This is a genomic window from Sphingobacterium multivorum (assembly GCF_039511225.1).
Lineage (GTDB): Bacteria > Bacteroidota > Bacteroidia > Sphingobacteriales > Sphingobacteriaceae > Sphingobacterium.
In genome coordinates, this window is sequence record NZ_CP154261.1 from 3031809 (window position 1) to 3057092 (window position 25284).

Annotated in this window: 21 protein-coding genes; 8 read left to right on the top strand and 13 right to left on the bottom strand. The window is 40.5% G+C overall.

Features of this window, described 5'->3' with window-relative positions; genetic code table 11:
* Positions 1-75: 75 nt before the first annotated feature.
* The 5 genes from AAH582_RS12605 to AAH582_RS12625 are packed head-to-tail and all read right to left on the bottom strand — an operon-like array spanning position 76 to position 6056.
* Positions 76-825, bottom strand: a complete 750-nt coding sequence (locus AAH582_RS12605; protein WP_343317766.1) for a succinate dehydrogenase/fumarate reductase iron-sulfur subunit — start codon at positions 823-825, stop codon at positions 76-78.
* Positions 826-836: 11 nt separating this feature from the next.
* A complete protein-coding gene (locus tag AAH582_RS12610) occupies positions 837-2753 on the bottom strand; it encodes a fumarate reductase/succinate dehydrogenase flavoprotein subunit (protein ID WP_343317768.1) in 1917 nt (638 codons plus the stop codon).
* A gap of 12 nt (positions 2754-2765) precedes the next feature.
* Positions 2766-3422: a succinate dehydrogenase cytochrome b subunit gene (locus tag AAH582_RS12615; protein ID WP_343317771.1), complete on the bottom strand. Its 657-nt coding sequence runs from the start codon at positions 3420-3422 to the stop codon at positions 2766-2768.
* Between the two features lie 16 nt (positions 3423-3438).
* A complete protein-coding gene (locus AAH582_RS12620) occupies positions 3439-4869 on the bottom strand; it encodes an anion permease (protein WP_343317773.1) in 1431 nt (476 codons plus the stop codon).
* 20 nt (positions 4870-4889) lie between these two features.
* On the bottom strand, positions 4890-6056 hold the full coding sequence (locus AAH582_RS12625; protein WP_343317775.1) for a porin: 1167 nt from the start codon (positions 6054-6056) through the stop codon (positions 4890-4892).
* A gap of 320 nt (positions 6057-6376) precedes the next feature.
* On the opposite strand from AAH582_RS12625, the gene AAH582_RS12630 reads away from it, so the two are divergent.
* From AAH582_RS12630 to AAH582_RS12650, 5 genes are all read left to right on the top strand, one after another.
* A complete protein-coding gene (locus tag AAH582_RS12630) occupies positions 6377-7768 on the top strand; it encodes a hypothetical protein (RefSeq protein WP_343317777.1) in 1392 nt (463 codons plus the stop codon).
* 102 nt (positions 7769-7870) lie between these two features.
* Entirely contained in the window at positions 7871-8902 is a 1032-nt protein-coding gene (glsA, locus tag AAH582_RS12635; RefSeq protein WP_046673347.1) for a glutaminase A, read from the top strand.
* A 22-nt stretch (positions 8903-8924) separates the two neighbouring features.
* Positions 8925-9290 (top strand): glyoxalase, encoded by a 366-nt coding sequence (locus AAH582_RS12640; RefSeq protein ID WP_343317779.1) that lies wholly within the window; start codon positions 8925-8927, stop codon positions 9288-9290.
* Between the two features lie 124 nt (positions 9291-9414).
* On the top strand, positions 9415-9855 hold the full coding sequence (locus AAH582_RS12645; RefSeq protein WP_046673345.1) for a carboxymuconolactone decarboxylase family protein: 441 nt from the start codon (positions 9415-9417) through the stop codon (positions 9853-9855).
* A gap of 140 nt (positions 9856-9995) precedes the next feature.
* The gene (locus AAH582_RS12650; RefSeq protein WP_046673443.1) at positions 9996-10508 is read left to right on the top strand and encodes an SRPBCC family protein; all 513 of its coding nucleotides are present in this window, start codon (positions 9996-9998) and stop codon (positions 10506-10508) included.
* A 79-nt stretch (positions 10509-10587) separates the two neighbouring features.
* Here AAH582_RS12650 and AAH582_RS12655 read toward each other — a convergent pair whose 3' ends face one another.
* The 8 genes from AAH582_RS12655 to AAH582_RS12690 all read right to left on the bottom strand — a co-directional run bounded on the left by AAH582_RS12655 (position 10588) and on the right by AAH582_RS12690 (position 22803).
* The gene (locus AAH582_RS12655; protein WP_343317782.1) at positions 10588-11274 is read right to left on the bottom strand and encodes a Bax inhibitor-1/YccA family protein; all 687 of its coding nucleotides are present in this window, start codon (positions 11272-11274) and stop codon (positions 10588-10590) included.
* Positions 11275-11399: 125 nt separating this feature from the next.
* Entirely contained in the window at positions 11400-12839 is a 1440-nt protein-coding gene (locus AAH582_RS12660) for a TolC family protein (protein ID WP_046673343.1), read from the bottom strand.
* Entirely contained in the window at positions 12832-15996 is a 3165-nt protein-coding gene (locus AAH582_RS12665) for an efflux RND transporter permease subunit (RefSeq protein ID WP_343317785.1), read from the bottom strand. Before AAH582_RS12665 ends, AAH582_RS12660 begins: the two co-directional genes overlap by 8 nt.
* Before the next feature lie 21 nt (positions 15997-16017).
* Complete coding sequence (locus tag AAH582_RS12670; RefSeq protein WP_343317787.1) at positions 16018-17100, bottom strand: efflux RND transporter periplasmic adaptor subunit; 1083 nt, start codon at positions 17098-17100, stop codon at positions 16018-16020.
* Positions 17101-17278: 178 nt separating this feature from the next.
* Positions 17279-17575 (bottom strand): hypothetical protein, encoded by a 297-nt coding sequence (locus AAH582_RS12675; RefSeq protein WP_070564037.1) that lies wholly within the window; start codon positions 17573-17575, stop codon positions 17279-17281.
* Between the two features lie 189 nt (positions 17576-17764).
* On the bottom strand, positions 17765-18979 hold the full coding sequence (locus tag AAH582_RS12680; protein WP_343317789.1) for a DUF763 domain-containing protein: 1215 nt from the start codon (positions 18977-18979) through the stop codon (positions 17765-17767).
* 158 nt (positions 18980-19137) lie between these two features.
* Positions 19138-19788: a hypothetical protein gene (locus AAH582_RS12685; RefSeq protein WP_343317791.1), complete on the bottom strand. Its 651-nt coding sequence runs from the start codon at positions 19786-19788 to the stop codon at positions 19138-19140.
* Positions 19789-19881: 93 nt separating this feature from the next.
* Positions 19882-22803, bottom strand: a complete 2922-nt coding sequence (locus AAH582_RS12690) for an FAD-binding and (Fe-S)-binding domain-containing protein (RefSeq protein WP_343317793.1) — start codon at positions 22801-22803, stop codon at positions 19882-19884.
* A 211-nt stretch (positions 22804-23014) separates the two neighbouring features.
* Here AAH582_RS12690 and AAH582_RS12695 point away from each other — a divergent pair, with 211 nt between their 5' ends.
* From AAH582_RS12695 to AAH582_RS12705, 3 genes are all read left to right on the top strand, one after another.
* Positions 23015-23518: an FUSC family protein gene (locus AAH582_RS12695; protein WP_046673336.1), complete on the top strand. Its 504-nt coding sequence runs from the start codon at positions 23015-23017 to the stop codon at positions 23516-23518.
* Between the two features lie 183 nt (positions 23519-23701).
* On the top strand, positions 23702-24175 hold the full coding sequence (locus AAH582_RS12700) for an Lrp/AsnC family transcriptional regulator (RefSeq protein ID WP_046673335.1): 474 nt from the start codon (positions 23702-23704) through the stop codon (positions 24173-24175).
* An 18-nt stretch (positions 24176-24193) separates the two neighbouring features.
* Entirely contained in the window at positions 24194-25261 is a 1068-nt protein-coding gene (locus AAH582_RS12705) for an EamA family transporter (RefSeq protein ID WP_343317802.1), read from the top strand.
* The last annotated feature ends 23 nt before the right edge of the window (positions 25262-25284 follow it).

The window sequence follows — 25284 nt, forward strand, 5'->3', positions numbered from 1 at the left end:
TCTTTTTATGGCTTCAGTCTTTATTATAAATCCGATATAAGAAACTATCGTGCCACTTTTTTCGACCGTTGGTCTTTATTTCTTTTTAAAAAATAGTGCCTTGTTATACTCAAAATTCATCCGTGCGATATTCAGTACTGATATGCCTTGTGGACACTCTACCTCGCACGCTTCTGTATTTGAACAATGACCGAAGGACTCCTTATCCATTTGTTTGATCATATTTATTACCCGTTGACTACGCTCTTCCTTTCCTTGTGGTAATAGTGCCATATGGGTGATCTTTGCTGAGGTAAAAAGGGCCGCGCTGCCATTTTTGCACGTCGCCACACAAGCACCACAACCTATACAGGCTGCCGAGTCAAAGGCCGATTCAGCTAATTCATGAGAAATAGGAATGGCTGTTGCATCTGGAGCCTGTCCTGTATTGATAGAGACAAATCCACCGGAAGAAATAATTCGATCGAATGCGGAACGATCCACTTTTAGATCTTTTTTTATATGAAATGCGGCTGAACGAAAAGGTTCTATGGTAATGGTATCCTTGTCTTTAAATGAACGTAAATGTAACTGGCAAGTCGTCGTATGCTTAAGGGGCCCATGTGCAATGCCGTTAATCATCATTCCGCACTGTCCGCAAATTCCCTCACGACAGTCGTGATCGAACTCGACGGGCTCTTCTCCTCCTGTTATCAACTGTTCATTTAAAGTATCCAACATTTCCAAAAAAGACATATGCGGATTGAGGTCAGTTAATGTGTACGTCACTAATTTGCCTGTAGCATTGCGATCCTTTTGTCGCCATATTTTAAGATATAAATCCATAATCATTCATTTTATTTATAGCTCCTAACAGTTGGTTGTATTTCTTCAAAGGTCAACGGTTCTTTGACCAACTCAGGTTCTTCATTTTCTCCCTTCCATAACCAAGCGGAAATAAATTGGTATTCGGCATCGTTACGTAGCGCCTCTCCGTCTGCAGTTTGATATTCTTCCCGAAAATGCGCTCCACAGGATTCATTTCGCGTCAATGCATCATAACACATCAGTTCTCCAATCTCAAAATAGTCTGCTACGCGTCCGGCTTTCTCCAGTTCGCTATTTAAAGTATCGGCCTCGCCGCTGACAATAACGTCCTTGAAAAATTCTTGTTTTAGCTTTCTAATTTCTTCAATAGCATAGCGAAGCCCTTTTTCATTACGCGCCAGCCCACAATAGTCATAGAGTATTTTGCCCAGTGTTTTATGGAAATAATCCACAGTTTTACTGCCTTTGATTTTCAAAAATACGTCGATTTGTTTTCTAACATCCTCTTCAGCACGTTCAAACGCAATATGATCTGTGGAAATTTTCCCCGTATGAATATCGTTTGCCAAATAATTGGCAATCGTATAGGGACCGATAAAATAGCCATCGACAGATGCCTGAAGCAGTGAATTTGCCCCAAGTCTGTTTGCACCATGGTCCGCAAAATTAGCTTCGCCAAGCGCAAATAAACCTGGCAGACTCGTCATCAACTCATAATCGACCCATAAACCGCCCATGGAAAAGTGTGCAGACGGTGAGATCATCATCGGTACGCTATAAGCATCATATCCCGTAATCTTTTCATACATGTCAAATAGATTACCATATTTTTCCTGTATTTTCTGTTTCCCCTGTTCGCTGATAGCCTTCGCAAAATCAAGATAAACAGCATTTTTGAGTGGACCAATCCCAAAGCCGGCATCGATCCGTTCCTTTGCCGCCCGAGAGGAAATATCCCGTGGGGCAAGATTTCCAAATGCGGGATACCGTCGTTCTAAAAAGTAATCCCGTTCTTCCTCCGGAATAGCGTTGGGTTCTCGCGTCTCACCTTCCTTCATGGGGACCCATATTCTTCCGTCATTGCGCAAAGACTCCGACATTAAGGTTAATTTAGACTGATAACTGCCCGATTGTGGTAAGGACGTCGGGTGAATCTGAATCCAGCTCGGAGAAGCCATTAATGCGCCCTTTTTATGTGCGCGCCAGATTGCCGAACCGTTACATCCCATGGCCAAGGTCGATAGGTAATATATTTTACCATAACCTCCTGTTGCTAATACAACTGTATGGGCCGCATGGCGTTCAATATCGCCCGTATCTAGATTACGTACGATAACACCACGTGCCTTTCCATCGATAACAACAACATCAAGCATCTCATGTCGTGTAAAAAGTTGCACGGTTCCCTTCCCTACCTGGCGCATAAGTGCCTGGTAGGCGCCCAAAAGAAGCTGCTGCCCGGTTTGGCCTCTTGCATAGAACGTCCGACTTACCTGTACGCCGCCAAAAGAGCGATTATTTAAATAGCCACCGTATTCTCGTCCAAAAGGAACTCCTTGGGCTACAGCTTGATCGATCAAATTAAGTGAGCATTCTGCCATGCGGTATACATTTGCTTCACGTGCACGGAAATCCCCTCCTTTTAAGGTGTCAACAAACATTCTGTAAACGCTATCTCCATCATTTTTATAGTTCTTTGCCGCATTTACCCCGCCCTGCGCTGCAACGGAATGCGCCCGTCGCGGACTGTCCTGAAAACAAAATGATTTCACCTGATACCCCATCTCGCCAAGGGAGGCTGCAATAGAACTACCCGCCAACCCTGTACCAATCACGATAACATCCAATTTTTTGCGATTGGCGGGATTAACTAATTTGGCAGTCTTCTTATAGCGTGTCCATTTTTCATCCAATGGCCCTTCTGGTATTTTTGAATTTAATATCATGATTTATCCGCTTTAGTTTACTGTAAAGAATATATAAATAGGCATCATGGCAAAGCCCAAACTAATGATAACCGAATAGCCAATGCCAAGGATCTTAAACCATTTGACAAATTTTGGATGAAATAATCCTAAGGTTCGAATTGCGCTATGAATCCCGTGAATAAGATGATAACACAAGGCTATCATAGATAATACATAGATAAGGACGTACCACCATTGTTGGAAGACAGCGATGACCAAAACATATAAGTCCTTGTTCCCCCGCTCATCAAGCGGGGTTGCACCAAATTTGTATACATACCAAAAATTCTGAAAATGGATAACTAAAAAGATGAGAATTATAGTACCTAAAATTCCCATATTACGCGAGTACCATTTGCTTGCTCTTCCGCGATGATCCGATTTATAAACAGCTCCCTCCTTTTTATTTTTTAATGTAATAACAAGGCCATCTAAGGCATGAAGGATAATGCTGGTATAAAGTACATAAGAGATAATCTTGATCAAGATATTGCCCGCTAGAAAATGTGAGTAGGCATTAAATTGTAAATGTGCTTGTTCCTGCGGCAAGAATAGCTGTAAGTTCCCTAGGAAGTGAATCAGCAAAAAGAACGCTAAAAACAATCCAGTCAGGCACATGAGCATCTTTTTTGACAAAGTAGATAACATAATAAGATCCTAATTTTTAATAATAACCTATAACCTTCATCCACAATCCACCAACACCCATGTAAATCACCAATAATACGATACCGATTTCCAATCCACGCAACCACCATGATTTTAAATCAACATAGCCACTTCCGAAAAATACCGGTGCAGGGCCATGGCCATAATGTGTTAATACACCATAGATGGAGCCTAGAAATCCAAGCATCATCGCAAGCAGCATTGGTGGAATGCCTAAAGAAACACCGACACCCAACAAAGCGGCATACATCGCTGCTACATGGGCAGTTGCACTAGCGAAAATGTAGTGACTAAAGAAGTAAACAAGAATAATGACAGGAAAGGCTATTTGCCAGCTCAAATCACCAATCTGTACTTTAATCAAATCACTAAACCAGCCGATGAATCCCAATTCGTTTAATGAACTGGCCATCATGACCAACACAGCAAACCAAACAATCGTATCCCATGCTCCTTTTTCTGCTTTAACATCCTCCCAGGTCAACACAGAGGTTAGTAACAGTAGCGTTAAACCTATAAAAGCCGTCGTTGTAGCATCAATTGAAAAGGATCCACCAAAGATCCATAATGCCAATAAGATAAAGAATGCCAAAAGCATTAACCACTCATTCCTCGAAATAGGCCCCATCTCTTTTAGTTTCTGTGCCGCCATCTTCGGCGCATCGCCTGTTTTTTTTAATTCAGGCGGATATAATTTGTAAAGAACAAGCGGTACCACAAAAAAGGCGACAATACCAGGTATGAATCCCGCAATGGCCCAGGACATCCAAGTAATGTCGATTCCCAGGTTCGCAGCAAATTTTTGACACATTGGATTACTGGCCGTCCCAGTCAAAAACATCGAAGATGCGATAAGATTCATATAATAGCTATTTAAAGTAAGATAGGATCCCAATTTCCGATGTGTATCTGGTTTATCGGGGACGGAATCAAAACTAATAGCCATGGATTTCATAATTGGATATATAATTCCACCGCCTCGAGCCGTATTGCTCGGGATTGCTGGAGCTAAACAGACGTCTGCCAGTCCCAATCCATAGGCTAACCCGAGCGAACTTTTTCCAAAAACACGAATGAAAAGAAATGCAATCCGATTGCCAAGACCGGTTTTTATGAAACCGCGAGCAATAAAGAAAGAGATACCAATCAGCCAGATAACTTTGTCGCCAAAACCGGTCAAAGCTTTGGTAATGGATTTACCAGCATCTCCGGGGGCCAACACTTGTGTCAGCGCGGTAAATGCTATGGCCATCATACACATGGTACCCATCGGCGCTGCTTTTAAAATAATCCCAAGAATAGTTGCTGCGAAGATAGCAAAGAGATGCCAAGCTTCTGGGCTGACTCCTTTCGGTATTGGGATAAACCATAAAATGAGTGCCACAAGAAAAGTGATGGCAATATTTTTAATACTGATTTCTTTCATAATAAGCGAGGTTTAATAAATTAGAATCGACTTTGTACTTGAATAATAAATAAATTCTTATTGAATTCACTGGTATTTTCGGTCTGCTTTTTATACCGGTCTAACTGGAGACCAAGCTGAATCCTTGCACCATAATTTTTTAAAAATTCTAGACCAAACATCGGTGTGTATGTTTGACGTCCATTTGCATTTAGTTTATAATTTGGATCAATGTATTCATATCGGCAAGATAGCTCGAAAGCGCTCAAATTGAAATAATTTACTTCGTATCTTAAATTTGGAAGAAAATAAATACCCCGTACAAGGTAGTCGCTCAATTTGGCGGTACGAGCACTCTCGTCCAACGAATAATACAGGTTATGATTGATCGCCTGTTTTGCTTCCAGCTGCATATCGAGATTCCAGCGCTTGCCAAAGTTCACGTTTCCGGTTAGATCAACACCCAATGCATGCACCTGTTTTTTCATGACTTCACCAATACCCCCGTTGAGTCCTAAGTTAACACTATACTTCTTTGAGAGACCAAAGACAAGACGCGTAGCATATTGTTTGCCATTGTCGTTATCGACTACCTGATTTTTTCCATTTCCATTTACCACGGATAACGAGTAGCTAAAAGGCATTTCCCCAAGCGTGGTCTCACCTGTCGCTGCCACGCCGATCTGAAAGCTTGCCCAGCCGAGTTTGCCAAACTCAAGATATTGATTAGACCAATCCAATGATTTGATAATATCAATCGGATAGGTCTCTTCAATACCAAACCAGGGACGGAATTGGCCTACTGTGATCGCCAATTTGGGACTAAATGTATATTTCAAATAAGCATTTTCAAGAACTTTTGTTTTCGGATCGCTTTTAAAATCCGCGAGATTTGCCAAAACTGCCACCTCTGTGCGTTTGCTAATTTGGGCACGCATCTGAACACGCATATACTTCACCATAAAATTGTTGTCCGTACCAGAACCATCACTGTGATGCAGTCCATTAACGTCTACGTCTTTTGTGCCACTCACAAGGTATCTGGCCTGAAATAAACCTTTTACCTGAAGCTTGGGATAAATCGTATCATCCTTGGTTAGTTTTACAGAATCTACTTTGCTTTGTTGTTCGGCCCCTACTTCTTGCCCCTTGGCCAGGTTATTCAATAGTGAGCACGCAATAAGGAGTGGAATGTAATGTTTCTTCATATCAAAACAATTTGGCCTTAGCGAGTAGCCCGGCCTACTTTTCGTTGTTAATAATGTTACTTCTTCGATTTGGTATTGTAGTAACAACAGATAACATTAGAAAATGTTTTGTTATTTTAATATAATTTAATAACTGTAAGAAAACCAGTCCGATTCTAAAATGGTGTCGTGTAAATTCCATGTTTTTGTGTAATTTCACGGACGAACATTAAACTAATCTAATTTTCAAATTCGCAGATTGATCTTTTAAGGAGCCATTGAACTCACTGAAAACTTCGCGCGTAAATTATGGTATGCAATTTTTAGAATCGATAAATATTATGAAAGAAAAATTAATCAAGACATGTTTTATTTGCCTGCTTCTCCTGATCATTCAGGGTTTTTCAATAACCACAAGCCACGCTGCTGACAAAGAAAAACCCGCCATGTTTTGGACTTGGCTAGATTACAACGCCAAAACAAACTTTGATTCAATTTGCCGTGAGATGAATTATTTAGGAATCGATGGCGTAATGTTAAATGCCGCCAGTCCAGACGAGTATCGAGTAGCAATTCCCATTGCAAAAAAATATGGCATCCAAGTTATCGCGTGGCTTTGGACGATGAACTTGGAACATGACAGGGATAAAATACTCCAAGAACATCCGGATTGGTTCAGCGTCAATCGAAATGGTAAAAGTCTGGCAGATACCACTGCATACGTTGGTTATTATAAATTCTTGTCACCTGTTGTGCCCGGAGTAAAAGAGTATATCCGTAAAAAAATCGAATCCTATTGTGAAGTCGAGGGATTGGAGGGGATTTCTATTGACTATAATCGCTACGTGGATGTTGTCCTCCCTACAACCCTTTGGCCTAAATACAATATTGTTCAAGATCGTGAATACCCAGCTTGGGATTACGGTTACCATCCAATTGCAATAGCGAAGTTCAAGAAACAGTATGGTTATGATCCGAGAGCACAAAAAGATCCATCGAAAGATCTAAAATGGCGCCAATTTCGTTGCGATCAGATAACCGATATCGCCAATATGATTGCAGACATCGTTCACTCCCATGGTAAAACAATGGCTGCATCCCCATTTCCGACTCCCAAAATGGCTTCTCGTATGGTGCGCCAAGATTGGGGTAAGTGGAATTTGGATGTTGTTTTTCCGATGGTATACAGCAATTTTTATACAGAAGATCCAAGCTTTATTAGAGATTGTACATTAGAAAATGTGCGCGATAAAGGAGCAAATACGACACTATATTGTGGATTGATGGCTAAAAATAATGAAGAAATATTTGCCGATATGGATGAGGCGCTAAATAATGGTGCGCAGGGAATTTCTATCTTTACCATCCATAGCTTAAAAGATCCACAGATAAGGGAAAAATTTAAAAACTATACAGCTGCTGCGAAAGCTAAAAAAGCGCAAAATAATGGAACTTTAACCCATTCGGCACATGTGAAAATCGAAAATAATCCTTTCAAAAAAGAAGGTATTATGAAATTAATCAACCAAAAGATACAAGATTTGGTACGCTCAGAAAATCCTGCTGCCAGCCCGATAGCATTATCAAAATATAAAAAAATAGATGCATACGATGTAACTCAAAAATACCTGGTTACTGATCAGGTGAGCAAAAAGAATTTTTACGTCACCTTCTTTTTCTATGGCGGTATACTTTCCGGTTGGAATGTTGATCCAGCTCCAAATGCATCCTAAAGGATGACCTACTAGATGGAGGTGCTAAAATGTTACTTATTTGGCACCTCTTTTCTTTTAATACACTGTTCCCTATCTTTGGAACAAACAAATACTGAAAAAATGAGAAAAAATGTCAGGTTGGTAGCCTGTATTATAGGTTTGATATGTTCCGGATCAATTACTGTATCGTTTGCTCAAAACAACATTCAAAACCAGCACAGTACTAAGAGCGCGATCATTGATAAAGCGCTATTGGATAAAATATTGGATAAAAATAGGCAATCATTCAAAGAAGGTAAAGTGGCTGATTACATCCCGGAATTAAGTAAAGCCAATGCAGCATCTGTCGCACTTTCGGTGGTAAATAGTGATGGAACAATCGTTAGTATCGGAGATGTACAACAAAGATTTACAATTCAGAGTATTTCAAAAATTGTTTCCTTGATGCTTGCTGTATTGGAAAATGGCGAGGAAGTTGTTTTTAATAAAATGGGATACTATGGAACAGATAAACCCTTCAATCATTTTGCGAATTTGGAAACATCGGGTAAACCGCTCAATCCGATGATGAACGCCGGCGCCATTTTAACGACATCGCTTATTAAAGGAACAGGTGAGGAACCTTTTGTTAAAATAAGGGATATGATTCGCTTTATAACGAATAATGAAAAAATCGATTACAGTAGATCTGTATACCATTCGGAACGGGAGACTGGAAATCGAAACAGAGGCATGTTCTACCTGATGCGCAACAATGGACTCATTGATGGTGAAGGTGAAGACAAACTCAATAATTATTTTAAGCAGTGCTCCATTGAGATAACTGCGGAGGATCTGGCTAAAATAGGTTTCTTTTTTGCCCATCATTGCGTGCGCTATGATGGAAATAAGCAATACTATAACCCAGATCTATCTCAGCTAGTTCAATCACAAATGCTCATTGCAGGGATGTACGAATTTAGTGGCGAATATGCCAGAACTGTCGGACTTCCAAGTAAATCGGGCGTTGGTGGCGGAATCACAGTAAGTGTACCGAATAAAATGGGTATAGGGGCCTACAGTCCAGCATTGGATCAACATGGCAACTCTGTTGCAGCATATCGCATGATATTGGACTTGGTAAAAGAGAAATCGCTGGGCCTCTTTAATTAGATTTTCAACCTTTCAAAATCATATGACACGAACAGAACCAATAATTGCTGTAAAGAGCGTCTCCGAAAGCTCGCTATTCTACCAAAAGCTTTTGGGCTGTACCAGTCAACATGGCGGCGAAACATTTGAAATTCTCACGGATAACGGAACTGTCATTCTCTGTTTACACAAATGGGGTGAGCACGACCACCCTACTATGCGAGATCAAAAACATGCGGGGAATGGATTTATATTATTCTTTAGAGTAGACAATGTACAGCAAATCTTCGAAAACGCTACTTTGTTAAATGCAGTCATAGAGAAAGATATACATTACAACGAGAACTCGCTGAAGGATCAATTTATCCTGCGTGACCCCGATAACTACTACCTAATTGTATCAGCCTAGTCTGATTGCTTTGATGGTCAATCGCATGTAGGATTATTTTCATAGGTAAAATCTCCGTTCTTAAACCAGTTTAACTTTTGTGTTGCATGTTTGACGCAACTTTGTCTTATCAAAACTTAAAACAATGAACACACGATTGAATATTGCAAAAGTAGATGCAACGGCCTATAAGGCAATGATGGGATTGGAAACCTATCTCAATGATATTTTTTTAAATCCAATTCAAAAGGAACTCATAAAAATACGTGCTTCTCAAATCAATGGCTGTGCCTTTTGCTTAGATATGCACACGAAGGATGCGCTGAAGTATGGTGAAACGCCACAACGGATATTTTTATTAAATGCCTGGCGAGAAACGGATCTATTCACTAAGGAAGAACAGATTTTGTTGGAGATGACAGAGGAGATCACATTGATACATCAAAAGGGTTTGACAGAAAGCACTTTTCAAAAAGCAAAAGAAATATTTGAAGAAAAGGAGATTGCACAGATTATTATGGCGATCATTACCATAAATGCGTGGAATAGAATTGGCATCAGCACCCATTTAGAACTATTAAAGTAGTACTACGCTTTGATTACAAAAAAGCCTCTTTCAATATTGGAAGAGGCTTTTTTTCTTTGCTAAATATATTCCTGTTTTTTCCAATAAAAATCCCGATTATCCTTTATCTTTATTAGGAAAACCAATATGAATGCATGATTATGAAAATCCTAAAAAAAATCCTAATTGTTTTGGCGATCATCATCGCTATTCCCTTAATTACTGCAATCTTCGTCAGTAAAGACTTCTCGGCCCAGAGTGAGATAACAATCAATAAGCCAAAGCAGGAAGTGTTCAACTACGTGAAAATGCTTAAGAACCAAGATAACTTTGGTGTATGGCAGCTTTCAGACCCGCAAATGAAAAAAACTGAACAGGGTGTGGATGGTCAAGTCGGCTATAAATCCAGCTGGGATGGTAAGAAAGTTGGTAAAGGTTCACAGACCATTACAAAAATCGTCGAGGGCGAAACAATTGAAACGGCCCTAGATTTCGGCATGGGTGAACCAGCTAAGGGTTATTTCATCTTAAAAGAAATCTCGCCTAATCAAACTTTGGTGACCTGGGGAATTTCAGGAAAATCGCCCTATCCATGGAACTTTATGAACTTATTTATGAATATGAATAAAGACTTCGATCAGGGTCTGAAAAACTTAAAAAATAGACTAGAATAGCGACTATACAATGCAAAAAAAAGTGGTTAAAATAAACTTTACTTTAACCACTTTTTCTCATTTTTAAAAGGAACAAAATTTATCTTCTGCGCATTAAAATTCGTAGAATGTACCAGAACAGCAACATGATTGATGAAAACAGCTGCAAGGCTGCCCCTACATATTGTTCGTTGCCGTAACTATACTTCAGATTTTGAGTTTGATAGAGTATGCTTCCGGAAGCAAGTGCAATCATGGCAACCGAAAACCATAATCCAAGTTCAAAACCAAAAATAGCTCCAGCAACAATTGCTCCCAAAGATAAGAAGCCTCCAATCACCAGGATATTTCTGAGAAATGAAAAATCTTTATTGGATACAAATGCAACGACAGTAAGGCCGGTAAACAAGGCCAAAGTCATTATACTTGCCTGATAAATGACACTAATTCCTTCGGTCATAAATACCGCCATAAAAATCATCGGCAGGAAGATGATTGCCTCCAGTACAATATAGAATGCTAGGCCTAAATATTGGGTTTGACGGCTTTGCGAAAGTGTCCATCTTGATGAAAGGGTGGACCCCAACCAAAAACATCCCAATAAGAACAACCAAATAAATTTTCCGCTAACCATCCAAACGATAAAATCATAAGGGATCAATTTGATCAGCAAACTTTCCAAAACGATAAATGCTAAAATCGAAAGCGCAACATGAAGATAGGTTTTTTTATAAAAAACGCCCCTTTCAGCGTCATCATTGATAAGAATATACTCTTGTGATTCCATAAAACAAATACAATAGATTAAATAAGGACTAAAAATAAGCATTTATTCTATTTTCACAAGAAAGAAGTTTGCATAGGCTTATAAAAAAAGAACCCCGCCTAGCGGGGTCCATTCAAACAAACAACTTATTTCCAGCCTCCTCCCAAATCTTTATAGATATTGACAACAGCGTTAAGCTGCTGCTTCTTTGTTTCTATCAATTCAAGTTTTGAATCCAGTACATCGCGTTGTGTCATTAAAACCTCCATATAGTCTGCCCTCGCTGATTTAAAGAGATCATTTGACACAGACACGGAATTATTCAGGACCTCAACTTCTTTTGTTTTGAAATCGTAGCTGCGCCCGAGGTTTTCAATATTAGAAAGTTGTGTAGAGACTTCTAAGTAAGCATTCAGAATGGTCTTCTCGTAATTATATACCGCCTGTATTTGTTTCGCGTTGGCTGTATTAAATTCCGCTTTAAGCCCATTTTTGTTGATCAAAGGTGCTGCAAGCTCCCCTATTAGATTATACAAAACTGATTCAGGCATCTTAAATAGATAAGAAGGCTTGAATGCCTGTAAACCCAGAGCAGCCGAAATCTCCAAAGAAGGATAAAACTCTTTCCGCGCGATCTGTACGTCCAACTTCGCGGCAGCGAGCTCATACTCGGCCTCACGAATATCAGGTCTATTGCTTAGTAGTTGGCTCGGTATACCTGTCTGAACTTTCGCCGGAATCAGATCGACAAAATTGCTTTTGTCACGTTTGATCTCTTGTGGGAAACGTCCCAATAGAAAATTAATACGGTTTTCAGTTTCTTTGATCTGTTGCCGCGTCTCAAATTCCATACCTTTTGTCTTCAACACTTCCGCTTCAAACTTTTGAACCGCCAGTTCTGTTACACGAGCAGCCTGTTTCTGCAATCGGATTACCGCAAGCGCATTGTCCTGGAGCTCGATATTTTGTTTGATAATAGCCAACTGATTGTCCAATGCCAATAATTCATAATACGAACGGGCAACTTCGGCAATAAGGCTACTTAAGACAAAATTTTTCCCTTCTACCGTAGCAAGATAACGGTTCAGTGCTGCTTGTTCGGAGTCCTTCAGTTTTTTCCAAACGTCGATTTCCCAACTGGCATATGCACCAATGGTCAAATCTCCTAGTGGATCCGGCATTTCCTTTCCAGGGGCTATTTCTGTACTGGCATCACCGGCCCCCTGACTGGTGTATCGTCCAACTTTTTCAACACCACCTCCGGCACGTAAACCAACAGTGGGTTTCAATGCCCCTTTTCGTAAAAGAATATCATTCTTTGCGATCGCCAACTCCTGCAAAGTAACATTCAGCTCCTGATTGTTTTTCAACGCTGTATCGATCAATACAACTAAATTTGGATCCGTAAAAAATTCACGCCACTTAACCGACGCTGAATTCGTTGTATCTGATTGAGCTACATCTGTATACTGCTTCGGAACGAATTTATTCTCCTGTATTTGTGTCGCTTTCGGAACCTTACATCCCGTCACTGCTGCTGAAAGCGAAAATGCAATGACCCATTGTATTTTTCTGCGATTAGTCATTATTATCAAGTTCTTCAGTTAATGGATTTTCATCTTCGTGTTTAATAAGCTTGCGTTTGGAGGCAATAGTCCCGAAGATAAAGTATAAGCCCGGTATCACCACAATACCAAAAACCGTCCCAAACAACATACCTCCCGCTGCCGCTGTACCGATCGTACGGTTTCCAATTGCACCCGGGCCAGAAGCCATAACTAAGGGAATCAACCCGGCGATAAAAGCAAAAGATGTCATCAAAATAGGTCTAAACCTAACTTTAGCACCGTCCAAGGCAGCCTCAATAATACTCAATCCCTGCGAATGCCGTTGAGCAGCAAATTCAACAATCAACACGGCATTTTTACCAAGTAGACCGATAAGCATGACCAAAGCGACCTGCGCGTAAATATTGTTTTCCAATCCCAATAACTTCAATAGTAGAAATGCCCCAAAGATTCCGATTGGTAAAGAAAGCAACACCGCAAAAGGCATAATAAAGCTCTCATATTGAGCGGAAAGTATCAAGTAAACGAAACCAAGACAAATTAAGAAAATATAAATTGCCTGATTTCCACGACCTACCTGATCTTTGGAAATACCAGCCCAATCAATGCCATAGCCTCGTGGTAAGGTCTTGGCAGCGACTTCATTAATCACCTGAATTGCTTCACCACTACTATAACCTGGTGCGGCAGAGCCCGAAATTTCAGATGCCATATACATATTGTGCCGGGTGATCTCAGAAAGACCGTAAACCTTTTCCATATGCATAAATGCTGAAAATGGTACCATTTCGTCTTTATCATTCTTTACATATAGCTTCAAGATATCTTCCGGCAAAGCCCTGTATTGCGGCAAAGCCTGAACCATAACTTTATATTGGCGGTCATACTTAATGAAATTCGTTTCGTAATTACTGCCCACCAAAGTCGAAAGCGTATTCAGTGCATTATCAATGGTAACACCCTTCTGTTGCGCCAGATCATTGTCGATATGCAACATATACTGCGGAAAACTTGCACTATAGAAGGTAAATACAGACGATAATTCAGGCCTTTTGTTCAATTCACGCACAAAATCCTTACTTACCGTTTCCATTTTCTTGTAGTCGCCAGAACCTGCTTTGTCCAGAAGACGAAGCTCAAATCCACCCGCAGCACCATAGCCCGGTACGGCCGGTGGTTGGAAAAACTCGATAGACGCTCCTGGGATATTTTTGGCAGCGGCCTCCAGTTGCTCTATGATCTCCTGCGAGGATTCTTTACGTTCTTCCCAGCTTTTCAAGTTGATCAAACAAGTACCTGTATTTGCCCCGGTTCCTTCAGTCAGGATTTCATAACCAGCCAATGAAGATACCGATTGTACACCATCAATGTCTTCAGCTTCTTTTTGCAATGTCTGGGCCGCTAGATTGGTCCGTTCCAATGTCGATCCTGGCGGCGTTTGAATAATAGCATAAATCATCCCCTGATCTTCATTGGGGATAAAACCTGCAGGAACAGCATTATTCAAAAAATATGCGCCAATACAAAAACCAATTAATACTAAAAATGTAAAAATGCGCTTATCCACTATGCCCTTCAACAAGTAAACATATTTGTTGGACATCTTATCAAACAATCTATTGAAAGAATCCAGGAATTTATCGATAATGGATTTCTTTCTTGCCTTTCCATGGTTATTCTTCAGCATAATCGCACATAAAGCCGGAGTGAGTGTTAATGCCACAACACCCGATAAGATGATGGAAGTAGCCATGGTAATGGAAAACTGTCTATAGAATATCCCTACGGGGCCAGACATAAAGGCAACCGGAATAAAAACCGCCGCCATAAGGAATGTGATCGCAACAATAGCACCACTGATTTCGTGCATCGCTTTTTTGGTCGCCTTATAGGCCGAAATATGAAGCTCTTCCATTTTAGCATGGACAGCCTCAATAACCACAATCGCATCGTCCACAACCACACCTATGGCAAGCACCAGTGCAAACAATGTGATCAAGTTGATGGTAATGCCAAAAAACTGCATGAACAAAAACGATCCCACCAAGGAAACCGGTACTGCAATGGTCGGAATCAATGTCGAACGCCAATCTCCTAAGAATAGAAAAACCACAATAGCAACAAGCACAAATGCTTCCAATAAAGTATGGACTACTTTTTCCATGGATGCATCCAAGAATTTTGATACGTCATAGCTAATTTCGTAATCCAGCCCTTTCGGAAAGGAAGCTTTCAATTCCTTCATTTTGCTTTTAACGTCTTGAATTACCTGAGAAGCATTACTTCCATAAGATTGTTTTAAGACAATCGCTGCAGATGGTTTTCCATTCAGTGTAGAGTAGATATCGTACATCGCCGAACCGAATTTGATTTCCGCAACATCTTTTAAACGTAACATTTCACCATTTTCACCCGCACGTAAAACGATATTGCCATAACCTTCCGTAGTTGTAAAACGCCCCGGGTATTTCAATACATATTCAAAAGACTGGGAGGTCATACCAGACGACTCCCCGGCTTTACCTGGTGAAGCTTCCAAACTTTGCTCGGATAAGGCTTTCATCACCTCTTCTGCAGAAATCTTGTAGGCTGTCATTCGATCAGGTTTCAACCAAATACGCATCGCTAATTCGCGTGTTCCAAGAATATTTGCCACCCCGACACCGTCCACCCGACGTAATTCGGAGACAATATTCATGTCCGCATAGTTATACATAAAATTTCCATCAAGCTCCTTGTCTTTACTGTAGAGATTGATGTACATTAACATATTGGATTCTTCACGTGTAATCTTCACCCCTTCACGGACCACAATTGGCGGAAGCTTGTTAACCACAGAGGCTACGCGGTTCTGTACATTTAAAGAAGCCTGATTCGGATCCGTTCCTAGGTTGAATACGACCTGAATACTTGCTTCCCCGTCATTACCGGCATCGGAAGCCATGTATTTCATTCCCGGAACCCCATTGATCGCCCGTTCCAGCGGAATGATAACTGATTTAATCATCAACTCACCATTGGCTCCAGGATACTCGGCAGTGATGTTCACCTTCGGTGGCGATATTGACGGAAATTGTGTTACAGGAAGCTGTACCATCGAAAGCACACCCAAAAACACAATGATCAGTGATATCACGATCGAAAGTACTGGTCTATTTATAAAACGACTAAACATAGTAATTTAACTGTAAGGGATCTATTCTGTTTTTAACTTCAAATTTGAGATGGCGTCTTTAGGTTGCACAAAGCTGTAGCTGATTTTATCATCCTCTTTTGCTTTCTGAATACCATCCAACAAAAATTTATCATCTTTTTGAAGTCCGCTCGTTACCACATACAGATCTGGTAGGGAGTTACCAATGGTGATATGACGGGCTTTTAATTTGCCCTCCTTATCGATTACATACACATATTTACGGTCCTGCATTTCGTATGTCGCTTTCTGTGGAATAATTAAAACCTGTTTCAGCGGAAAGTTCATCACCACCTTGCCGCTCTCGCCATGTTTTAATAGACGGTTTGGATTGGGAAATTTCGCTCTAAAAGCAATATTTCCCGTCTCACTGTTGAACTCACTTTCTATGGTCTCCACAAGACCATTTTGAGCGAACAACTCATTATTGGCAAGCAACAAGCCGACATGAGTATCTCCACGTTTACTCACGTTAGTTTGATAACTTAAATATTCAGGTTCGGAGACATTGAAATAAACCAGCATCTCACTGTTGTCGGACAGACTTGTCAATAATTCACCTTCATCCACCAAACTTCCCAATTTCAATGGAATCCGATCAATGGTTCCGTCAAAAGGTGCCCTGATTTCTGTAAAGGAGAGATGTAATTTTGCAATCGCAGCCTCAGCTTTGGCTTGCTCAAGTTTTGCTTTAGCCATCGCGAGTTCATTGGGCGATACGACATTTTTATCGGCAAGCGTTTTTGTATTTTGAACTTCAATTTCTGCTACATTAACTTCTGCCGAAGATTTACGGTATTCGGCCTCATACATCTTCGGCATAATCCGAAAAAGTAATTGCCCTTTATGGACAAATTGTCCTTCATCTACGAAAATCTGCTCGAGATAGCCCTTCTCCTGAGCCCGAAGCTCAATATTTCGGAAAGACCTAATCTGGGAAACAAAGTCCTTACGGATAGTTGTGTCCATTTGCACCGGAGAGGTCGCTGTAAATTTCTCTTTTTCTTCCTTTTCTTCCTTTTTGGAAGTACACCCGATTTGGCATAAGGTAATAGCCAAAATAGCGAGCATAAATACTCTTTTCATTTGTAAGCGTCTAATTAAAAAAATAAGTTTGATTGTTTGTTGTCTTGGTTGGTGAAATGACCTCTACTTTGGTTTATGGTCGTTCCGACTTGTTCATAGATTGTACAAATCGATTACGACTAAGCAGAGCATCCCTTAGGATATCCACCAAAGCATATGAAATTTCGAAGGGTATATTTTAAATTCTCCAGTTTTGTTGAAGAACGTATCTTTGAGGGAAAAGATAGGCTATGAAATTGCAAAAAGGTATCTTCTTTGCAAATCGAAAAACGAAAACAAAAAGGACAATAGCAAAAAGTAGCAGCGCAACAAATTGGGATGTCACCTGCAAATCCTTGGTCAGTTGAAAATTTTCGGCATCAAATTCCTCGATAACTGGATTATCACTGTGAATATTACCGTAAAATAGCGGATCGATGTGATCAACTGATGCGTCAATATACTGCTGTACATCAGCATGATTATGCTGATACATAAAACTAACAGTTGGTCGGTCGGATTCAATGAGCACGGCATGGCTATTACTGCTTCTGATAAATAAGAAGCATAGGAATAAGAATATGGTAACAACCGCTTTCATTGCGGAGCAAATATACTAGCGTACAACTAATTTTAACGATCTTTAACACATTTTAACAAAACAATTACAATTCGTAGATTTCCGCTAGAAAAGTGACAATTGCAAACCACGACCATTTGTTCTCAAGGGTTGTGCGTCTCCGAAGACTGTTCTTCCACCATATTTCCAAGAATCTCGCCGTTCTTCTGCTATAATTTGTTGAATATCAAATTGTGGCTGAAAATCTTTTTCGCTATCCAAGACAATCTGGTGCAACTTGTTAATCGATTTTAATTTTTCACCGTAACCCAGTTTAGATTTTTCAATGCCTTTTTGCAAAATTTGAATACTTTCATCGTAAATGGTTAAAGGAACAGGAAAAGGATGCCCATCTTTCCCGCCATGAGCAAAGGAAAATCGAGCCGGGTCATTGAACCGTGAAGGCGCACCGTGGATTACCTCACTGACTAAAGCCAATGACTGTAACGTACGGGGCCCAACTCCTTTTAAAAGCAATAAGTCTTCAAAATGGCTTGGTTGACTTTCTCGGGCCACGTACAACATTGCTCCTAGCCTCTTCAAGTCAACATCCGAAGCACGGACATCGTGATGGGATGGCATAATAAGTTTAGCGAAGTCTTGCATCACTTGAGTTGAATCCTCCGTTACTATCGTCATAATACCTGTTCTATTGGCCGCCGCTTCTGCAGCTGTCAAGTTGAGGATTATACCTTGTGAAGGACCACTGATACCCGCATGTGGTTCTTCAACAAACGATTTTACCTTTTCAGAATGCCAATGGTAACGACGGGCAGTTCCATCCTTTTCATGCATACCTTGCTGCACGACCGACCAATTGCCATTATCCGTCACGATAAAATTGTGGAGATATAATTGGTAACCATCCTGAATAGCGGTGTTATCCACTTTAGCAACAAGCTTACTGCTGCGAATCAAGTCGTTGCCATCTAGTCCCATTTCGTTCGAAAGCCGAAGTAGTTCCTGTGGGGTCTGCATGGAGAGCTTGCCTTTACCCCCACAGATATAAAGTCCCAACGACTTTGCATCTGGATTAATAGCGCGTTTTAATGCCCCCATAACAGCCGTTGTGATCCCTGAAGAATGCCAATCCATGCCGAGAACAGCACCAAAGCTTTGAAACCAGCGGGGATCCGCCAGTCTTCTCAAAACCTCGTCTTTACCATAATCCATTAATATTACTTCAACAATGGAGCGACCTAGCAAAGCCATACGTTCGTAAAGCCACGCTGGTACTTTTCCATAGTGTAATGGGAGATCTGCGGTTCCGGATTGTTTCATTTTAAACTAAATATATTAGCACAAATCTATCTCTTTTTTAGATAAAATAAAAACGGCTAGATAGCTTCTAGCCGTTTTTATTTTATGATCAATCTATACACTACATCTGAGCATATAACTTAGGGCGCATCGAAGTAGCGGCACAAGTCACAGCTTCACTATTTACCGGTCAACGCTGACAATAATCCAGCCCGGAACGAAGGATCTTTCTCCGAAAATTCAACCGAATGCTTATAGGTGTCTACATTAAAGAAGAGCTCCGCTGGAGCAGCTTTTTTATTGTCCAAAAATAGTTTAAAGCTGTACGCTGTTTTTTTGGACAAATCAGCATTCACCTTATTGGATGAAAACACATTCGGAAGAATTACATCTTTTGTAAAAGAGTCTGTAGTAGTTATTTGAAATAAATCACCTAATGCTTTAATTAAATTGTCAGACTGTTGACCCGACGACGAGATTCTAATCTTACCTTTGGTAAAGCCGACTTCATCACTCGGTTGGCCATCTATTATACCCGCGGGTATAAAATCTACAACCTCGAACTTCGCTCCTACAGTATCCTGTTTGTAAAGAGATTTTGTGATATAAATACGGCTTGAATCCGTTTTAATTTCATCTGTAATACGTAGAAAAAAGTTCTTCTTTTCTGCGCCCGGTGAACCATTCGTAAATTGTTCGATTTTTACACCTTCAATTTTGTTCATCGTTGTTGTATCACTTCCATCAGTTTTCTTTTGATTGGAATTTCCGCAACTAGCCATCAGCACCGTAGCGGTCGCAAGAAATGCTATAGATTGAATCTTGTACATATTGAATTGTTTGTTATCAGTTATTAATGAATATTGCTCTTATAATATTACCATTATTACTGATAACAAACAACTATTAGCAATGTTTTTATTTTATTTCAATAAAGCATCGTACAAAATTTCCACGGGATGATAGGATTTTCGGCCCACACCATCTTTAATCTGATGCCTACAGGAGGTACCCGCTGCGGCAATTAAAGTACCAGATTCTGTTTCGCGTATGGTTGGCAATAAAACCAATTCGGCTACTTTCATCGAAATATCATAATGCTCAGCCTCATAACCAAATGACCCTGCCATACCACAACAACCCGAAGGAATTGTTTCTACGCTAAAGTTCGTCGGAAATGATAGGACCTGTTCCGTAACAGTAACGAGATGAAAAGCCTTTTGATAACAGTGGCCATGAAGCTTTATCTTTTTCGTTTCCGAGGTAAACTGTTCGGAATGAATACGCCCCGCTTTCATTTCATTCAACAGAAATTCGTCAATCATCAGCGCGTTTTTGGCTATTTTTTGCGCGTCAACACGTAAATCATCATCGACTAAACTTAAATACTCATCGCGAAATGTAATTATCCCTGAGGGTTCGACGCCTAAAAGTGGCGTATCATCCGTAATTAGTCCCTTTAAGAAATGGATATTTTGATTCGCAATCTCCTTTGCTTTTTTCACAAAGCCTTTAGAAAGATAAGTCCGCCCGCTTTGCACATGTTTTGGAATGACTACTTCATACCCCAAGGCAGTCAGTAACTTATATGCGGTAATGCCTATCTCGGCATCATTATATTCGGTAAACTCATCCGAAAAAAGGTAAACCCGACGCTTACTATCACTTGCCATTGCTTGTTTCTTTACCCATTGGGTTAAAGTCGTTCCATTGACTGTAGGTAAGGAACGTTTTGGCGCAAATCCTACCGTTTTTTTGACTATCCCTGACAAGAAATCATTTTTGACCACAAAATTATAGATTGGTGCAACCCAAGATCCGAGTTTCTGAGACTGGGTGAAATTAGCGATTAATTTTGTTCGAAACCCTGCGCCATGCTCATCATAATAGTGCTGTAAAAATTCTGCTTTCATTTTGGCTACATCCACACTCGAAGGACATTCCGTTTTACAGCCTTTGCAGCTTAAGCAAAGGTCCATAACTTCCTTGATCTCCTCATGATCGAAACGATTTTTCTTTGTGGAATTCGTTAAAAACTGACGCAACATATTTGCCCGCGCCCGTGTCGTATCTTTTTCATCGCGCGTAGCCATGAATGAAGGGCACATTGTTCCACCAGTAATTTCAGTCTTTCGGCAATCTCCCGAACCAGAACACTTTTCTGCCAACCGAAGAATAGACTCATCTTTAGAAAAATCGAAATAGGTCTTTATTTCTGTTCGGTTGCTATCGTTGTCATAACGTAAATGAGCATCCATTGGCGGCGTATTGACAATTTTATTTGCATTAAAAACGCCCTGTGGATCAAAGATGTATTTTACATCTTCAAGCAATTTGTAAACTTTTTCACCAAGCACTTTGCCGATAAATTCGCCACGCAGACGACCATCACCGTGCTCACCACTCAGTGAACCGTTATATTTTAACACAAGATCGCTGGTTTTTTCGAGGATTGAACGAAATGTACGCTTCCCTGCTGCTGTTTTCAAATTCACGAACGGTTCAATATGCAGTTCCCCGGCTCCCGCATGCGCATAATAGGATGCATGCACCCCTTCTTCCACCAAAAGATTTTGAATATCACGCACATAATCAGGTAGATCTTCAGGCGACACCGCGCAATCTTCAATCAAATTTACAGGTTGACTGTCACCTGGCAAATTGCGAATTAGCCCCAGTCCTGCCTTGCGCACATCCCAAACTAAATTCGTCTGTTCAATACCGGTAATATATGGATAGGCATATCCTAAGCCACGAGCAATTAGATCTGCTTTCAATGCCATCGCTTTTGCCTCTGTTTCGGCAGCTGTATGCCCCCTAAACTCAACGATCAACAGCGCTTGTGGATCGCCTTCTATAAAAAAACGGTTATACTTATAAGTTGGATGCCCAACCGTAAAATCCATGATGTATTTATCTACCAATTCGGATGCTTCCGGCTTGTGCCCTAAGGCTACTACATTACCATACATACACTCCACCATATCCGCAAAATGAACACAAAGTAAGCCTAGTTCCTGCGGTGGTAAGGGCATCAGTTTGAGTTTCGCTTCTGTAACAATAGCCAGCGTTCCTTCGGACCCTGCCAACAAATTACACATATTGAAAGGTGTCGAGCGATCGGCAAGGATATCCAAAGCATAACCGGTATTTCTGCGCGTGATAGATCGTTTTGGATAGCCCGCTTCAATGGCGCTTAAATGCTCGGGGTCTGTCAATAATGCATTCATATTACGGTAGATATCCCCCTCACGACCAGCTAATAATAATTTCTTAAAATAGGCTGCTTCATCAACTGCTTCAAAGGTCACTTCAGAACAGTCGTCCAAAAGTACATTGGCCGAAATCAAATTGTGTCGTGTATCGCCCCAAACAATCGAATGCAGACCCGAAGAGTTATTGCCAATCATTCCACCTACCATCGCACGGCTTGCAGTCGAAGTTTCAGGGCCAAACATCAGTCCGAACGGTTTAAGATAATTATTCAAGTCGTCACGGATCACACCAGGTTGTACCCGAACCCACTGCTCGTCGACATTAAGTTCAAGTATATGGTTAAAATGACGAGAAATATCCATGATAATGCCATTGCCTACTACCTGACCAGCTAAAGAAGTGCCGGCGGTGCGTGGTATGATTGTGACACCGTTGTGCCGCGCAAAATCAATTAATTTTTTGATATCATCATGATCGACGGGTATGGCTACGGCCAAGGGTTTTTCTTGATAAACAGACGCATCTGTCGAATAGGCAAGCAACATCGTTTGGTCCTTCGTTTCATGGGTATAATAGAGCTCCCCTTTGAGTTGAGACGCTAATAAGGCTAATTGATTCTGATCTTTCACTTAATCTACATTTATGTATGAAACAAATTTAGTCAAATTTATGCATCGGAAAAAGAGAAGATTGCAAGAAACACCCAAATCAAAAACAAAAAACGCATAAAAACGCAAAATCAAACAAATTACCATAAAAGCCAATTTTATTTCGTTCCTTCAAACAATGCATGTATTTTTGTGGCGCTACATCATTTAAATTAACGATTCATATCCTTATATGCGTAATCTATTCCTTCGCTATACGCTGCATTCTGATTTTATTATATACACCATCCGGGTATTGATTGGCTTCCTTATAGGTTATCCCCTTTTCGTATCCTTCCCCCAATATTCGGTTTCCTGGACACTAATTTCCATTATATTGGTCATTTCACCGCAAGAGAATGAGTCGAAAAAAATAGCCATCGACCGGGCTAAATCCAACTTTATAGGATCAGCAATTGGTCTCAGTCTATATTTCGTTCCCATTTCGCAACTCTATGCCATGATTATCGGTATTGTTGCGTCATTGATTACATGCAAGCTACTCAATATTATGGCTGTGGCACGGACTTCTATGGTTGCGTTAATTATCGTCTACCTTCATGAACAGCAAAGTCGCTCCTACTTCGCCGCTTTGGATCGCTTTGGCTGTGTGTGCTTAGGTTGTCTGATTGGATTGGGCGTCATCCTGTCAACGAGTAATATTATTCTGAAATTAAGAAAAAGGTACAATTGTTGAGTTATACGCCTAACCTCTCTAAAGGCAATACACTTACCTTCAGTACCATAGCCCAACTGGTCAAGATTTCTTTCTGATAAATAAGAATAAAATTCACGCGAATTTCTATTTACTCAGAATTATATTCAGAATTTTATATGCAATTTTGAATTTTATACTTTTTTACCTATCTTTGCAGTCGAAATGACAAAAGTAGAATATAATTTAGACCAGGTCGACTATAAAATCTTGCGCTTAATGCAGGATAATGGACGGATCAACAATGCTGACATCGCAAGAGAATTAGGCATGGCACCATCGGCAATCCTCGAGCGCGTAAAGAAGCTTGAACAAAAAGATGTGATTTTAAAGTATAGTGCCAAGATCAATCCTGCCGCGGTCGATCAGAAACTTTTATCGTTTATTTTTATCAAAGCCAATGATATTATTGGCGAACAGGGTGTAGGGTTGGCACTTGCGGAAATCCCTGAAGTTCAAGAGGTACACGACATTGCAGGTGATGACGGTTATCTTATTAAAGTAAGAACTGCGGATTCTACAGGTTTAGTGGATCTCATGCGAAATACCTTAAGTAAAGTGGAAGGTATTATTTCAACGCGTACAACAATTGTACTTCAGACGGTCAAGGAAGATCAGCAGGTTGTTATACCCGAGTAATAGAAAGGAGGTTTAATCATGTTGCAAGGACAAAAAAAGGCTGCTAGCCCATTAATGGTTGTAGTTGCTTATTTCATTATTTATGTGGTATGGGGCTCGACCTTTTTCTTTATAGAAAAAGCATTGCATAGTTTCCCGCCATTTATTTTGGGTTCGTTTCGATTTGTTGCAGCCAGTGCAATTCTAATGACATATTGTGCTATAAAGGGATATAAATTATTTAACAAGCGTTCTATTCAAGAGGCCGCAATCGTAGGTTTTTTATTGCTCTTTGTGGATATGGCCGGGGTTATCTGGGCGGAGCAGTATGTATCTGGTGGTGTTGCTGCTATTATTGCTGCAGCCGCGGCAATCTGGTTTATTTTATTGGACAGACCCAAATGGAAAGAAAACTTTAGCAGCATTAGCACGGTTGCTGGTGTAGCATTAGGTTTCTGTGGTGTTGTGATGCTGTTTGCCGAACAGATCATGGCAACCAATGATAACACAGACGGTACCCTTAAGGTGATTGCCCTGTCTATCTTAGTATTGGGTTCTATCGCTTGGACTGTAGGTTCATTGATTTCCAAGTATTTTAAAAAATCCGAAAAAGAAGAAAAAGAGGACCTGCATGTTATGGTGAAAACTGCTTGGCAAATGGTTACCGCAGGCGTTCTCTTTAATATCACGGCGCTTTTTACCGGTGAATATGCATCATTTACACTGAGCAGTGTAGCACCTGTTGACTGGTTCAATTTGGGGTATCTAATCACATTTGGTTCCATCCTTGCTTTTAGCTCGTATATTTGGTTATTGCAGGTACGTCCAGCAATGGAAGTAAGTACATATGCGTATGTAAACCCAATTATTGCACTTATTTTAAGTCATTTTTTCACTTCGCATGTGGTGACCTCATTGCAAATTGTCGGATTAGCGGTTATTCTATTCTCTGTCCTATTAATGAACTGGAAAGCATATCGTACCAAGCTGTCCTCGCGCAACAAAAGGAAAAAGATCCTTCAGCAGGAGAATAGTTTAGAGCGTTTGATAGCAGCGGATCCCCAAACGGACAACAAACATGTTCCTGAGACGGAATTAGTTCATTAGGTTGTTATTTTTCTAATTATATG

Excerpts from the sequence above, each read along its gene's own strand:
- AAH582_RS12605 (WP_343317766.1), bottom strand. The coding sequence starts at position 825 with ATGGATTTATATCTTAAAATATGGCGACAAAAGGATCGCAATGCTACA.
- AAH582_RS12610 (WP_343317768.1), bottom strand. The coding sequence starts at position 2,753 with ATGATATTAAATTCAAAAATACCAGAAGGGCCATTGGATGAAAAATGG.
- AAH582_RS12615 (WP_343317771.1), bottom strand. The coding sequence starts at position 3,422 with ATGTTATCTACTTTGTCAAAAAAGATGCTCATGTGCCTGACTGGATTG.
- AAH582_RS12620 (WP_343317773.1), bottom strand. The coding sequence starts at position 4,869 with ATGAAAGAAATCAGTATTAAAAATATTGCCATCACTTTTCTTGTGGCA.
- AAH582_RS12625 (WP_343317775.1), bottom strand. The coding sequence starts at position 6,056 with ATGAAGAAACATTACATTCCACTCCTTATTGCGTGCTCACTATTGAAT.
- AAH582_RS12630 (WP_343317777.1), top strand. The coding sequence starts at position 6,377 with ATGAAAGAAAAATTAATCAAGACATGTTTTATTTGCCTGCTTCTCCTG.
- glsA (WP_046673347.1), top strand. The coding sequence starts at position 7,871 with ATGAGAAAAAATGTCAGGTTGGTAGCCTGTATTATAGGTTTGATATGT.
- AAH582_RS12640 (WP_343317779.1), top strand. The coding sequence starts at position 8,925 with ATGACACGAACAGAACCAATAATTGCTGTAAAGAGCGTCTCCGAAAGC.
- AAH582_RS12645 (WP_046673345.1), top strand. The coding sequence starts at position 9,415 with ATGAACACACGATTGAATATTGCAAAAGTAGATGCAACGGCCTATAAG.
- AAH582_RS12650 (WP_046673443.1), top strand. The coding sequence starts at position 9,996 with ATGAAAATCCTAAAAAAAATCCTAATTGTTTTGGCGATCATCATCGCT.
- AAH582_RS12655 (WP_343317782.1), bottom strand. The coding sequence starts at position 11,274 with ATGGAATCACAAGAGTATATTCTTATCAATGATGACGCTGAAAGGGGC.
- AAH582_RS12660 (WP_046673343.1), bottom strand. The coding sequence starts at position 12,839 with ATGACTAATCGCAGAAAAATACAATGGGTCATTGCATTTTCGCTTTCA.
- AAH582_RS12665 (WP_343317785.1), bottom strand. The coding sequence starts at position 15,996 with ATGTTTAGTCGTTTTATAAATAGACCAGTACTTTCGATCGTGATATCA.
- AAH582_RS12670 (WP_343317787.1), bottom strand. The coding sequence starts at position 17,100 with ATGAAAAGAGTATTTATGCTCGCTATTTTGGCTATTACCTTATGCCAA.
- AAH582_RS12675 (WP_070564037.1), bottom strand. The coding sequence starts at position 17,575 with ATGTATCAGCATAATCATGCTGATGTACAGCAGTATATTGACGCATCA.
- AAH582_RS12680 (WP_343317789.1), bottom strand. The coding sequence starts at position 18,979 with ATGAAACAATCCGGAACCGCAGATCTCCCATTACACTATGGAAAAGTA.
- AAH582_RS12685 (WP_343317791.1), bottom strand. The coding sequence starts at position 19,788 with ATGTACAAGATTCAATCTATAGCATTTCTTGCGACCGCTACGGTGCTG.
- AAH582_RS12695 (WP_046673336.1), top strand. The coding sequence starts at position 23,015 with ATGCGTAATCTATTCCTTCGCTATACGCTGCATTCTGATTTTATTATA.
- AAH582_RS12700 (WP_046673335.1), top strand. The coding sequence starts at position 23,702 with ATGACAAAAGTAGAATATAATTTAGACCAGGTCGACTATAAAATCTTG.
- AAH582_RS12705 (WP_343317802.1), top strand. The coding sequence starts at position 24,194 with ATGTTGCAAGGACAAAAAAAGGCTGCTAGCCCATTAATGGTTGTAGTT.